Source organism: Cupriavidus nantongensis (assembly GCF_041726985.1).
Taxonomy (GTDB): domain Bacteria; phylum Pseudomonadota; class Gammaproteobacteria; order Burkholderiales; family Burkholderiaceae; genus Cupriavidus; species Cupriavidus nantongensis_A.
The window spans coordinates 1,762,020-1,775,170 of record NZ_CP168302.1; the positions used below are offsets into that span (position 1 = coordinate 1,762,020).

Genomic DNA, 13,151 nt, shown 5'->3' on the forward strand with positions numbered 1-13,151 from the left:
CCTGCCGGAGGATAGTGAGATGACCAGACACTTCAAGATAGGAGACCACGTCTCCTGGAATTCCGAGGCCGGCCGCGTCGCGGGCACCATTATCGCCGTCCATACGGCCGATTTCGACTACAAGGGGCACAGGCACCGGGCGTCGGAAGACGATCCGCAATACGAGATCAAGAGCGACAAGACGGATCACATCGCCGCGCACAAGGGTGCCGTGCTCAAGCTGGTGAAGGGAAAGGGCAAGGGCGCGATGTGATCGGCCAAGGGCGAGGCGTGCGACGCCGGCGTTTGCGTCGCACGCCTGCACCCGCAGGGGCCCATCGTGGACGCTTAGCGCGCAGCGCCCTCCAGTGCCGCCTCATATTTTCCCAGGCAGGCCATGCCATTCAGCCGGGACCGCAGCAGCAGCGCCTGTTGCGCCTGCGCGGCGTTGGCGGGGTCGCCGCGCCAGGCCAGCAGCGGCGGTTCCTGCAGCGCGCGCCCATAGGAGAAGGACAGCCGCCACGGCAGCGGCGCCAGGCGGTTCATGGCGTCGAGGTTGGCGGTGGCTTCGCTGGGAGTTTGTCCGCCGGACAGGAAGAAGATGCCCGGCACCGCCGCGGGCACGGTGCGCTTGAGCACCCGCACGGTCTGCATCGCCACCTCCGACGGTGGCGCGTGGCCGGCGTCCTTGCCGGGCAGCACCATGCTGGGCTTGAGCAGCATGTGTTCCAGCGCCACCCCGTAGCGATGCAGGGCGTGGAAGACTTCGTGCAGCACGGCCTCGGTGACCTGGGCGCAACGGGCCATGGAGTGACCGCCATCCATCAGCACTTCAGGCTCGACGATCGGCACCACGCCGGCCTGCTGGCAGATCGCCGCGTAGCGGGCCAGCGCTTCGGCGTTGGCCTGCACGGCGGCGAGGCCGGGCAGGGTGTCGGACACGTTGTAGACCGCGCGCCACTTCGCAAAACGCGCGCCTTGTTGCCGGTAGCCGGCCAGCCGCTTGCCCAGCCCGTCGAGCCCCTCGGTGATCTCGTCCCCAGGAGCGAGCGGGAGGGGGAGCTTGCCCTTGTCGACCTTGATGCCGGGCACGATGCCCTGGCGCGCGGCCAGCTCCGGCAGCGGCGTGCCATCGTCGGCGTTCTGGCCCAGCGTTTCCTCGTAGAGGATCACGCCGCTGATGTAGTCGCCCAGCCCCGGCGTGCCCAGGAGCAGGTTACGCCACGCGCGCCGGTTTTCTTCGCTCGATTCCACGCCGATGCGCTCAAAGCGCTTGGCGATGGTCGGGCCGCTTTCGTCGGCGGCCAACAGGCCCTTGCCCGGCTGTGCCAGGGCGTCCACGGTGGCTTGCAGTTCGCTTGAAGTGTCCATGACGTTGCTCCGCGCAGGTGACATAAACGCAAGCATTTCCCCGAATCGGCAATCGCGCAAGGGTATCGGCGGCCGATGGTGCGCTTCCATGGTGGCCGCCCGAACATTGCGGCCGACCTGGCGGGTGACGTCGCGCCGCGCGGCGGGGGAAGCGCCTGCCGCGCCGGCTGTGGGATAATTGCGGCTTTGCCCACGGCGCAGCTCAAGAGGTTGATCGCACGGGCATGCCAGGGCCCTTATTCCCGCGGCCCGCTTCCTACCGCGATACTTCTAAAGCAAGACCATGCCCACATACCGTTCCAAAACCTCCACCGCCGGCCGCAACATGGCGGGGGCGCGCTCGCTGTGGCGCGCCACCGGCATGAAAGACGAAGACTTCTCCAAGCCCATCATTGCCGTGGTCAATTCCTTCACGCAGTTCGTGCCGGGGCACGTGCACCTGAAGGACCTGGGCCAGCTGGTCGCGCGCGAGATCGAGGCCGCGGGCGGCGTGGCCAAGGAGTTCAACACCATCGCGGTCGATGACGGCATCGCCATGGGCCATGACGGCATGCTCTATTCGCTGCCCAGCCGCGACATCATCGCCGACTCGGTCGAATACATGGTCAACGCGCACTGCGCCGACGCCATGGTGTGCATCTCCAACTGCGACAAGATCACCCCCGGCATGTTGATGGCCGCGATGCGCCTGAACATCCCGGTGATCTTCGTCTCGGGCGGGCCGATGGAAGCCGGCAAGACGCGCCTGGCCAACCCCGTCACCAAGGCCATGGAGTTCAAGAAGCTGGACCTGGTCGACGCCATGGTGATCGCCGCCGACAGCGCGTATTCCGACGCCGACGTGGCCGAGGTGGAGCGTTCCGCCTGCCCGACCTGCGGCTCGTGCTCGGGCATGTTCACCGCCAACTCGATGAACTGCCTGACCGAGGCGCTGGGCCTGTCGCTGCCCGGCAATGGCACCGTGGTCGCCACGCACGCCGACCGCGAGCAGCTGTTCAAGCGCGCCGGCCGCCGCATCGTCGAACTGGCGCGCCAGTACTACGAACAGGAAGACGCGCGCGTGCTGCCGCGCGCGGTCGGCTTCAAGGCGTTCGAGAACGCCATGACGCTGGACATCGCCATGGGCGGCTCGACCAACACCATCCTGCACCTGCTGGCGATCGCGCGCGAGGCGGAAATCGACTTCGACATGACCGACATCGACCGCCTGTCGCGCGTCGTGCCGCAGCTGTGCAAGGTCGCGCCCAACACCAACAAGTACCACATCGAGGACGTGCACCGCGCCGGCGGCATCATGGCCATCCTTGGCGAGCTGGAGCGCGCCGGCAAGCTGCACACCGACGTGCCGACCGTGCACGCGCCCACGCTGAAGGACGCCCTGGCGCAGTGGGACATCACCCGTACCGAGGACGAGGCCGTCAGGCAGTTCTACCTGGCCGGCCCGGCCGGCATCCCGACCCAGGTCGCGTTCAGCCAGAACACGCGCTGGCCCAGCCTGGACCTGGACCGCGCCGAAGGCTGCATCCGCTCCTACGAGCACGCCTTCTCCAAGGAAGGCGGCCTGGCGGTGCTGACGGGCAACATCGCGCTCGACGGCTGTGTGGTGAAGACCGCCGGCGTCGACGAGAGCATCCTGGTGTTCGAGGGCACCGCCCACGTCACCGAGTCGCAGGACGAAGCGGTCGAGAACATCCTCAACGACAAGGTCAAGGCCGGCGACGTGGTGATCGTGCGCTACGAAGGCCCCAAGGGCGGCCCCGGCATGCAGGAAATGCTCTACCCGACCAGCTACATCAAGTCCAAGGGGCTGGGCAAGGCTTGCGCACTGCTGACCGACGGCCGCTTCTCCGGCGGCACCTCGGGCCTGTCCATCGGCCACTGCTCGCCCGAGGCCGCAGCCGGCGGCGCCATCGGTCTGGTGCAGGACGGCGACAAGATCCGCATCGACATCCCCAACCGCACCATCAACGTGCTGGTGTCCGACGAGGAACTGGCACGCCGCCGCGAAGCGCAGAACGCCAAGGGCTGGAAACCGGCCAAGCCGCGCCCGCGCAAGGTGTCGGCAGCGCTGAAGGCATATGCCAAGCTGGTGATGTCGGCGGACAAGGGCGCGGTGCGGGATTTGTCGCTGTTGGATGATTGATGCGGGGGCGGGCTGGGGCCTGCTTTGCGTCAAGGGGAAGCCGCTCTTTGGAGCGGCTTTTTTTGTTTAGCGAAGCCGCAAAGAGGCATGACGGTTTCTTTAATCTGATAAAAATAGATATAAATATCATTTGATACATTTCTGATGGACTTCCGCAAGGTTTCGGGGCAAATTCGGGTGTTCGCCTCCCGGCGATTGCGCTGCCCTGGTTGTTCGGAAAATGGACCGTGCCACGCTCTATCAGCACCTTTTTTCATCGCACCACCGCCTGTACAGGCTGGACGGCAGCTCGCCGCTCCAGGAACTTGCCGTTGAAGCATGGATCGGCCGCGAAGGTGTTTCGATGCTTGCGGAATCACGCATCATCGCGCTCAGCGCCAATGCCGACATCCCGCTCGACAGCTTGCTTGGACAGCGAGTCACGCTGCTTACCGCGCTGGCGGGTGGCGGGCAGTCGCGCCGTACCGGCCTGATCCGGCAAGCCGAGAAGCTCGGCGCGGATGGCAGCCTGGCGCGCTATCGGCTGACCGTAGTGCCGTGGCTGTGGCTGACCACGCAGCAGCGCAACAGCCAGGTCTTTCAGAACTGTCGCCTCGACAGCATCATCGAGGCGATCCTGCAGCCATATTCGCCCTACGCGCAGTGGCGCTATGCCGCCGGCGCCGAGGCCCGCATCACGGCGATCGGCGCGCGCGCCCACATCGCGCAGTTCCGCGAGACCGACTACCAGTTCCTGTCGCGCCTCCTGGCCGAGGCCGGTTTGGGCTACACCGTGGTGGAAGACGACGAAGCCGCCGGTGGGCACGCGGTGGTGATCTTTGCCGACAGCGCGCAACTGCCCGAAGACGCCGAGTCGGCGGATGGCGGCGGCATCCGTTTCCACCGTGCGCATAGCCAGGAAGCCCGGGACGCGATCCAGCACCTGGCTTGCGAAACCTCGCTGGGCGTGGGAGGCGTCGCCGTGTCCGCGTGGGACGCAGAATCCAAGCGCACGATCCGGGCTCACGCACCGGCCCGCTTCGCTGGCCATGTGAACCGCGCCGCGAGCCCGGATCCCTATCTGTCGGTGAGTCTGTCGCTCGCGCCGGACGCGGCCAGCGCCCAGCGAGTCGCCGAGCAAGTCATGGAAGCGATCGAAGTCCGGTCGCTGCGCTTCACCGGACGCGCCTCGGTGCGCTCGCTGCGTAGCGGCACCCGGCTGACCGTCAATGGCTGCCCGTACCTGCCGCCGCTGGATGACGATGCCATCGGCTATCCGCTGCTGGTCGACGCCGTCGAGCACTGCGGCATCAACAACCTCGCCGCCGACACGCGTGCGGCGCTGGCAGACCGGTTGGGGCCGCTGGACGCGGCACTGTGCTTCGACACACCGCTACCGGCCCCCGATATTGCCGAACTCACGCTTGGCTTGCCGACCCCCTTTCCGTTTTGCGAGGCTGATCGGCTCAGCCCTACCTCAGCGCTGAAAGCGGCAGCGCAACAACAGGGCTACGCATGCCTGTTCCGCGCCTACGACGCGCGGCGGCCATGGCGCGCGCGTGTCCTGGGCGCTGATTGTCCGCGCCTTTACAGCCGCGCTACCCCGCTCGGCGTTCATACGGCGATCGTGGTCGGCCCCGACGGGCAGACGCAGCCGGACGGCAATGCCGAACATCACACCAGCCCGCGCGGGCAGATTCGCGTGCGCTTTCCCTGGCAGCGCGGCGAGCGCGCCGACGACCGCAGCAGTCGCTGGGTGCGCGTGGCACAGCGACAGGCCGGCGCCGGCATGGGCTGGCAATGGCTGCCCCGTATCGGCCAGGAGGTGCTGGTCAAGTTTGCGGATGACGACATCGACCAGCCGTTCGTAATCGGTGCGCTGTACAACGGCCAGGGTGAAGCCGGCATCGCGCCCGCGCCGGGCGGAAAGTCCGTGAACAGCACGACCTTCGCCCAGCCCTATGACCCGAGCGGCATCTATGCGATGGGCTCCGACAGCCAGCCGAGCGCCCAGGGCAACCTGACCGGTGGCAACAGCCCAGCGTGGCACGGCATGGGCGCGGCTGCAGATGGCCATCGCAACCCCGCCGCGCTGACGGGGTTCAAGAGCCAGGAACATGGCGGCAAGGGCTACAACCAGCTAGTGCTGGACGACAGCGACGGGCAGTTGCGCACACAGCTGGCTACCACGGAGAAAGCCACCCAGCTCAACCTTGGCCATGTGATCCACCAGCAGGACAATCGCCGGGGCAGCTTCCGCGGCCAGGGGTTCGAGCTGCGCACCGACGGCCACGTTGCCGTGCGGGGCCGGGCCGGGCTACTGCTGACGACCTACCGCGATGCGAAGACGGGCCGAGCGCTGCCCACGGGCGACAATGCGGCCGGTATCGCGCTGCTACGCCAGGCCGGGGACCTGGTCAGGACGCTGGACCAGGGTGCGACCACGCACCAGAGCCAGGGTCTGTCGACCGGGAAGGACGACGAAGCGCCGCTGACGAGACAGGCCAAAGCCGCTGCGGGCATGGTCGATGGGCTGTCGCTCGCGGCTGCGAGAGGCGATGCGGCCAGCGGTAATACCGGTACGTCCGGCAAGGTCCCGCATCAAGGCGAGCCGATGGTCCACCTGAACGGCAGGGCCGGGGTGGCGATGGTGGCGGGACAGGACCTGCAGCTTGCCAATGGCGAGAGTGTGGTGCTGGCCAGCGGGCAGGACAACAACATCGCGGTGGCCGGACAGGCGCGCGTACAGGCGGGCCAGGCCATCGGCATTGCGGCCGGCCTGTCCGTTGCCGGCGAAGGCAACGTCGGCCTGCAGCTGACGGCGGGGCAGGACGACATCGATCTCCAGGCGCAGCATGATCTGCTGAAGCTCGCCGCGCGCGATGACCTGACGATCGTCTCGGCCAACATGACCGTGGACTTTGCTGCGGCCAAGCGCATCCGCATCGCGACCGCAGGCGGCGCCGCCATCACGATGGAGGATGGCAACATCACCGTCGAGTGCCCGGGACCAATCACCTACAAGGCCGCGAAGAGGACGTTCGAGGGGGCGGAGAGCACACCGTATGCGCTGCCACAGTTTCCGCAGACAGCGTGTCTCGACTGCCTGCTCAATGCGGCCGCCGCCGGCATGCCGCTGGCTACCGTATAGAAGAGGCGCCTATGTACGTCGCAGTCGAGTCGTGCGATCCCGAAATATGGCTTGATGGCTTGTTGCCACGCCTTGACAGTACCGAGGGCCTGCACTGGTCTGCCCTCGTTGATGCTGCGTTCGATCACGGCGCGAGACCCTTCGCGTCACCTGTCCCGCGCTACCCTTTGTACAGCGAGGCGGGCGTGCTTCGCGACCTGCTGTCGGTCTCCCCTTACCTGTTGCCCTTGGACGGCCTGGCCGGCGATGAACGGCGCGCCATGATCCTGGCGCTTTGCAAGCACTGCCAGGGCAGGCCGATGCTGAGCTTTGTGGCGTCATGCGAATCCCCGGAGCGTCTGGCGCAGCTATGGCAACCCTGCCTGCAGCCGGTAGTCGAGGGCGATGACACGCGTTTCCTGCTGCGCTTTGCCGACACACGCGTGCTTTCCGCTCTGCCTCTTGCCCTTGGACCAGCCGCGTGGGCGCAGCTCACAGCCCCTGTCGCGCAGTGGCACCTTGTGAACCGGGAAGGCCTAATCGAGTCGGTGCCGCTTAGCGAGCGTCGGACCGGACCTGGAGCGCAGCCATCCGGCCCGCTGATGCTCTCCCAGGAAGAACTCGATCGGATGGTGGACGCAGCGATGCCGGATGCTTTGCTGGACTCGCTGTACCGGCAATCTCCCGGCATCCTGCCCACAACAGAACGAGTGCGAACGCATCAGCTCGTCGCTCGGGCCTTTGCGCTGGCCAGGCAGCATCGCATTGAGGCCATACCGGACATGCTCCTGCTGGCTTCGTATGCTTTGGCAACAGGCGAGCCCGGCCTGCAGGCGCCCGAGCTTCAGCAATGCTTGCGTGAATCACACCACTCCCCGGAAGCGTTGCGCGAGTATTTGCTCGCGGAGGCATGATAGTGAAGGCCTCGACGACGGCATTGGCCTTTTGCTGGACTGGCGTCATGGCATCATCCAGGCGCATAACGGATAACCAATGATGGCAATAAGAATGATCCGAGGTTCGCTTGTTTTAATTCTGGCCGCGGCCTTGTTCGGGATGGCCGGTTGCGGTAAGGCGGAGCCACCGCAGGCCACTGTCGAAGAGGACGATACGCTCGGCGGCCAGATCGGCGTGCTCAATTACACCGACGTGCCGATCGGCGTTGTGTACGTCGATGGCCAATGGGCGGGAGGAATGGTCGCGAACGCTGGGGGCACCAGTTGGACCGGCGGAATTTCCGTACCCAAACACTGGGATCCGAACTTCAAGGTCACGATCAAGTGGAGCGACGACGAGTTGTACGCAAGGGACAAGAAGGCGCTGTACACCAAGGAGGTTCCAATTGAAAAGTACTCGACGGAGGATGCGGCCTACTTTTATGTGGCCGTCTTTCCGAACCAACAGGTCAAACTGTTCTTGACCAAATGGCTGCCGGGTGCCAAGGACGATCCCGCGAAACTTGAGGACCCCAAGGAAGCGTGCCTGAAGCGCCGCGCCCCGCAAGACCGGCGTCTGTGCTACAGCCCTGAAAAGCGAGATCCCCCTGAACTCCCTGGGACAAGCCGATAGGTGGCCACTTGGCTGCTTTGATTCTCGTACCGACCATTCCGCTAGACCGCAGAATCTATGACTGTCGTTCAGTTCGCGCCGCCATGCTCCGTCAAGCCGTTTGAACTCTCGCCGCAAGAAAAGTATCGCCAATACACCGGACTCAATATCTGTCTCAAAAGACCGCTTCCATGCGAAGAGGAACTTCACTTCGGCTTCTTCTTCGACGGCACCCGTAACAACGCGGACAATGACCGGCCGCGCAGTGCTCAGAGCAACGTCGCGAGACTCTTTGACTTGTTCGATATTGAACCAAAGCAATCCGAGTTGAAGCGATACAGGTTTCGTAGCTACGCGGCGGGCGTCGGTACGCCCTTTTACAGGGAAGTGGGAGATGTAGGCATTGGCATTCAGGCAGTCGCCGGCGCCGCAGCGGGCTGGGGCGGCGAGGCGCGCATTAACTGGGCCTTGTTGCAGCTACACAATCATCTTCACGCCCACTACCATAGTCACGCCATGACAGGGGCATCCAAGGACCGAGACCTCGTCAAGCAGATGAGCGCCGACCTGAACGCCCCCGAAATCCGGATCCCGAACCTCGGGAACAGCAGCGATATCGAGCGCGAACTAAAGCGCAAGTACCGCGCCAAGGGGGAACTCGATCGGAAGTTGCGCTCAGGCGTTGGGCCCCTCGCCTCCCTGACTGCGGTGGCCCGCACCAACTGGCGTGAGGTCAATACCAAGGGCCGCCGGCGCGTGCTCAACGAACGCAAGGCAGAACTGGCGAGGGTTCTGGGCAACCTTCCGCGTGACCGCAAGCCGATCATCAAGCGCATTCGCCTGCATGTATTTGGCTTCTCGCGCGGCGCAGCACAAGCGCGCGTCTTCTGCAACTGGCTGCGTGATGCGTGCGATACCAATGGGGACAAGCTCAGCCTGTGCGGAATACCCGTCCAGGTCGATTTCCTTGGGCTGTTCGATACCGTCGCCTCCGCTGGCATTGCGCAGAGCATGATGGAGACTATGGTTTCCGGGCATGGCGCGTGGGCGCAGAAGCGGTGGCTGCGAATCCCCGGCCCTGACCTGGTCAAGCGCTGCGTGCATCTGGTATCGAGCCATGAGGTACGCGGCTCCTTTCCGCTGGACAGTGCGCAAGGCGGCAACGTGGAGGAGTTCGTCTATCCGGGCGTCCATTCCGACCTCGGCGGTGGCTATGAGCCCGGCGAACAGGGCCGCGGCTGCCGCGCCGACGGGACACCTGACGACAGCGCCAAGCTGTCACAGGTTCCGCTGGCGCACATGTACCGGGAGGCTGTCATTGCAGGTGTGCCGCTGAGGAGTCCGTCGAGCGCGCCAAGCGAGTTGCAAGATCAGTTCAAGGTCGATCCTGATCTCATCGCAGCCTTCAACGCCTACCGAGACGCTACAGCTACCTCAGGCTCACAGCCCGACACTACCGCGAACCTGATCCGACACCATTACGGCTACTTTCTGCGCTGGCGCCGTCGCTGGTTGGGCAAGGTGGCAACCATGCCCAGCGTCCAACGCGCGCCCAGGAACGACCGCACGGACCTGATCAACGCCGATGCTGAACTGGCCGAGGAATGGAAGTGGATCAGGCACCAGGACAGTTACGAGAACCTGGTACCGAGTTGGGCCCGGGGCCATTACACCGGCTGGCTGATGGAAGGCGCGAAATGGGTCGCCGAAACCCAGGTCACCAACCTCGGCGCGGCAACCGCGGCAATCGCCGGATCAGCCGTGCGCCCGGCCGTGCAGGCCGCGGTGCCCGAAGCACCCGGTGGGCCGATCGCCTGGATGCCGGCCGTCGGTGCCGTGCAGGGCGCCACCATGTTCTATCAGGCCAAGAGGGCGATCGGCATCAAGTTCGGCATGTGGAAGGAGGTCAAGCGGGCCTGGGACAACACCGATGTTCCGCCGGCTATCGACGTCTTCTTCTCGCGCCATGTGCACGACTCCCGCGCCTGGTTCAAGCCCATGGGTGACGACGACGATGTCTGGTACCGCAAACAGCAGGACAAGCTCGATGCGGCTGCTGCAAAAGCCGCCGCCCGCAACGAAGCAGCGCTGGCCACGATCTCGCCCATGACGGCCAAGGTCGGCGTCCTGCCGCCTCCGCCATTGAGCGCACAGGAAAAGGCGATGCTGGAGACACAGGCCCGCCTCAAACGACAACGCGAAGCCAAGGGCCAGTCGGTCGACGAAGCCCTGAAGGATCCCTCCTACACCGACCAACTGCCGCAGCAGGCCAGTGGGCGCGAGTTCTGGCAGATGTGGGGCTATCTGCGGTGGCGGACGGTCTACGACGACAAGTACATGGACTATCGCGCCAGCTTCCCGCAACTGGCCGGATTGGACGCCAGCGCATTGAAAAAGCGGATGAAGGAACTGGATCAAAAATTCAAGCAGACCCGCGCCCGTTCCGAGGCGGTTGGAAAGGCGCTGAGCAATTACGCCAACCGGATCGATACCGCAGGATCTCTATCTCGAGAACGTCGAGCTGTGGCGTGTCATGAACGCGACGGAAGCGGAAATGGCGGCGATTACTGTGTTCATGGAGGAGCAGGAGAAATAGGCGCAGGCCACGGGCCTGGCCGCGGCGATCGATTGTCTCCGCTCCCGCTCCTACCCCCGCAACACCTGCACCACCAACGCAAACGCCGGCGACGGCTGCCGCCTGCTGGGGTAGTACAAATGGTAGCCATTGAATTTCGGGCACCAGTCCTCCAGCACGCGCACCAGCCGGCCGGCTTCGATATGGTGCATCAGTTCATCCTCGGGCAGCAGCGTGATGCCCAGCCCGGCCAGGGCGGCGACCACCTGGGGTTGGGTGGTATTGAAGATCAGCGGCCCGTCGACGCGCACGTTCACTTGGCGGCCGCGCCGCTCGAAGTCCCAGACGTAGAGCCCGCCGGACGTGGGCATGCGCTGGTTGATGCAGCGGTGCGCCATCAGGTCTTGCGGTGTCTTCGGCGGCGGATTGGCGGCGAAGTAGGCGGGCGATGCCACCACCGCCATGCGCAGCGGTGGGCCGATGGGCACGGCGATCATGTCCTTGTCGATGGTGCTGCCCAGGCGCACGCCGGCGTCGAAGCGGTCGGCCACGATGTCGCGGAAGCCGTAGTTGACGTCGAACTCCAGCTTGATGTCCGGGTATTCGTGCAGCAGCGGCGTGAGCCTGGGCAGCAGGATGGTGTGCAGCACGTTGTCGCCGCAGGTGATGCGGACCGTGCCGGCGGGCTTGTCGCGCAAGGCGGTCAGGGCGTCGAGCTCGGCCTCGATTTCGTCGAAGCGGTGGCCGATGGCCTGCATCAGCCGTTCGCCCGCCGCGGTGGGCGAGACGCTGCGCGTGGTGCGCGTCAGCAGCCGGATCCGCAGCCGTTCCTCGAGGCCGCGCACGGCCTGGCTCAGCGCGGACTGCGTCACGCCCAGCGACGCGGCGGCCCGCGTAAAGCTGCCTTCGCGTGCCACGGTCACGAATGCCAGCAGGTCGTTCAGATTGCGTCGGACCATGCGTCGGTCTCCATCGTCATATTGATTAGTGTTGCTTATAACCTCTTTAAGCATTCATTAGCTAGTCATGGGAGCGTCCACGCGCGAAGATGAGTGGGACGAAGAGGCCGGGATCCGGCTTCGCCATTGCCGCTTCCGGCACATTTTCTCCGCACAGCGCGCGCAGCCCCGCCGCTCCCGACCCTAACGGAGCGACGCGGCGTCGTGCGCGCAATACATCTCCCGAACTGCATGACAACCCAACTCTGTGACGCCCCCGTGGGCGCGACCCTGCCTGCGCACGATGCCGAACGCCAGCCCGCCTACTGGGGCGGCGTGTTTGCGATGACGCTGTGCGTGTTTGCGCTGATTGCCTCGGAATTCATGCCGGTCAGCTTGCTGACGCCGATGGCCGCCGACCTGCATGTCACCGAAGGCCTGGCGGGCCAGGGCATTGCGATCTCCGGCGCCTTTGCCGTGGTGACCAGCCTGTTCATCGCCACGCTGGCCGGCAGCATGAACCGCAAGACGCTGCTGCTGGGGCTGACGGCGCTGATGGCGGTCTCCGGCGCGGTGATTGCAATGGCGCCCAACTACCTGGCCTACATGGCGGGCCGTGCGTTGATCGGCGTGGTGGTCGGCGGTTTCTGGTCGATGTCGGCGGCAACGGCGATGCGGCTGGTTCCGCCCGGCCACGTGCCGCGCGCGCTGGCGATCTTCAACGGCGGCAACGCGCTGGCCACGGTGGTGGCGGCGCCGCTGGGCAGCTACCTGGGCGCGGTGATCGGCTGGCGCGGCGCGTTCTTCTGCCTGGTGCCGGTGGCGCTGATCGCTTTCGCGTGGCAGTGGGCGACCTTGCCTGCGATGCCGGTGGCAGCGCGCAGCACCGGTTCCCGCAACGGCTTGCGGCTGTTGCGCCAGCCGCTGGTGGTGCTGGGCATGCTCGGCGCCAGCGTTTTCTTCATGGGTCAGTTCACGCTGTTCACCTATGTGCGGCCGTTCCTCGAGACGGTGACGCGGGTGGATGTGTCGTCGCTGTCGCTGATCCTGCTGGTGATCGGTGTCATGGGCCTTATCGGCACCATGACCATTGGTGCGGCGCTCCGGCGCGGCTTCTACGCGACGATGATCGCCATACCGGCGGTGATGGCCGGGATTGCGCTGGGGCTGATGGCATTCGGCAGCCAGGCTGCCGCGACGGTCGCGTTGCTGGGCGTGTGGGGCCTTGTTGCCACCGCGGCGCCAGTCGGCTGGTGGGCCTGGATCGCCAGGACCTTCCCGAACGATGCCGAGGCCGGCGGCGGCCTGATGGTGGCGGTGGTCCAGCTTGCCATCGCGCTGGGTTCCACGGTCGGTGGCCTGCTGTTTGACCGCAGCGGTTATGAAAGCACCTTCGCAGCCAGCGCGGCGCTGTTGGGTATCGCGGCTCTGCTTACCTGGCTGACGGGTCGCGCCGAAGCGGCGCGGGTCGCCTGAAGCGCTTTGCTC

At 65.6% G+C, this 13,151-nt stretch carries 8 protein-coding genes and 1 pseudogene; 7 read left to right on the forward strand and 2 right to left on the reverse strand.

The genetic code is table 11. The annotated features are described in order from the left end of the window. The first annotated feature begins 19 nt into the window (after nucleotides 1-19). Nucleotides 20-253 (forward strand): DUF2945 domain-containing protein, encoded by a 234-nt coding sequence (locus ACEI37_RS07685; protein ID WP_373377733.1) that lies wholly within the window; start codon nucleotides 20-22, stop codon nucleotides 251-253. A gap of 74 nt (nucleotides 254-327) precedes the next feature. Here ACEI37_RS07685 and ACEI37_RS07690 read toward each other — a convergent pair whose 3' ends face one another. Continuing rightward, the gene (locus ACEI37_RS07690) at nucleotides 328-1,350 is read right to left on the reverse strand and encodes a class I fructose-bisphosphate aldolase (RefSeq protein ID WP_373376156.1); all 1,023 of its coding nucleotides are present in this window, start codon (nucleotides 1,348-1,350) and stop codon (nucleotides 328-330) included. A gap of 283 nt (nucleotides 1,351-1,633) precedes the next feature. On the opposite strand from ACEI37_RS07690, the gene ilvD reads away from it, so the two are divergent. The 5 genes and pseudogenes from ilvD to ACEI37_RS07715 form a co-directional block, all read left to right on the forward strand. Continuing rightward, nucleotides 1,634-3,493, forward strand: coding sequence for a dihydroxy-acid dehydratase (ilvD, locus tag ACEI37_RS07695; RefSeq protein ID WP_115682310.1), 1,860 nt, complete (start codon nucleotides 1,634-1,636; stop codon nucleotides 3,491-3,493). A 220-nt stretch (nucleotides 3,494-3,713) separates the two neighbouring features. Further along, nucleotides 3,714-6,623: a type VI secretion system Vgr family protein gene (locus tag ACEI37_RS07700; RefSeq protein ID WP_373376157.1), complete on the forward strand. Its 2,910-nt coding sequence runs from the start codon at nucleotides 3,714-3,716 to the stop codon at nucleotides 6,621-6,623. A gap of 11 nt (nucleotides 6,624-6,634) precedes the next feature. Then, nucleotides 6,635-7,516 carry a DUF4123 domain-containing protein gene (locus ACEI37_RS07705; protein ID WP_373376158.1) on the forward strand — a complete coding sequence of 294 codons (882 nt, stop codon included), beginning with the start codon at nucleotides 6,635-6,637 and terminating at the stop codon, nucleotides 7,514-7,516. A gap of 94 nt (nucleotides 7,517-7,610) precedes the next feature. Beyond that, on the forward strand, nucleotides 7,611-8,171 hold the full coding sequence (locus ACEI37_RS07710; RefSeq protein WP_373376159.1) for a DUF3304 domain-containing protein: 561 nt from the start codon (nucleotides 7,611-7,613) through the stop codon (nucleotides 8,169-8,171). Between the two features lie 534 nt (nucleotides 8,172-8,705). Then, nucleotides 8,706-9,401: pseudogene (locus ACEI37_RS07715) on the forward strand (DUF2235 domain-containing protein); the annotation flags it as partial. A gap of 1,395 nt (nucleotides 9,402-10,796) precedes the next feature. On the opposite strand, the gene ACEI37_RS07720 reads toward ACEI37_RS07715, so the two are convergent. After that, complete coding sequence (locus ACEI37_RS07720; RefSeq protein ID WP_373377734.1) at nucleotides 10,797-11,684, reverse strand: LysR family transcriptional regulator; 888 nt, start codon at nucleotides 11,682-11,684, stop codon at nucleotides 10,797-10,799. 231 nt (nucleotides 11,685-11,915) lie between these two features. Between ACEI37_RS07720 and ACEI37_RS07725 the strand changes: the two genes are divergently transcribed. Further along, entirely contained in the window at nucleotides 11,916-13,139 is a 1,224-nt protein-coding gene (locus ACEI37_RS07725) for an MFS transporter (protein WP_373376160.1), read from the forward strand. The last annotated feature ends 12 nt before the right edge of the window (nucleotides 13,140-13,151 follow it).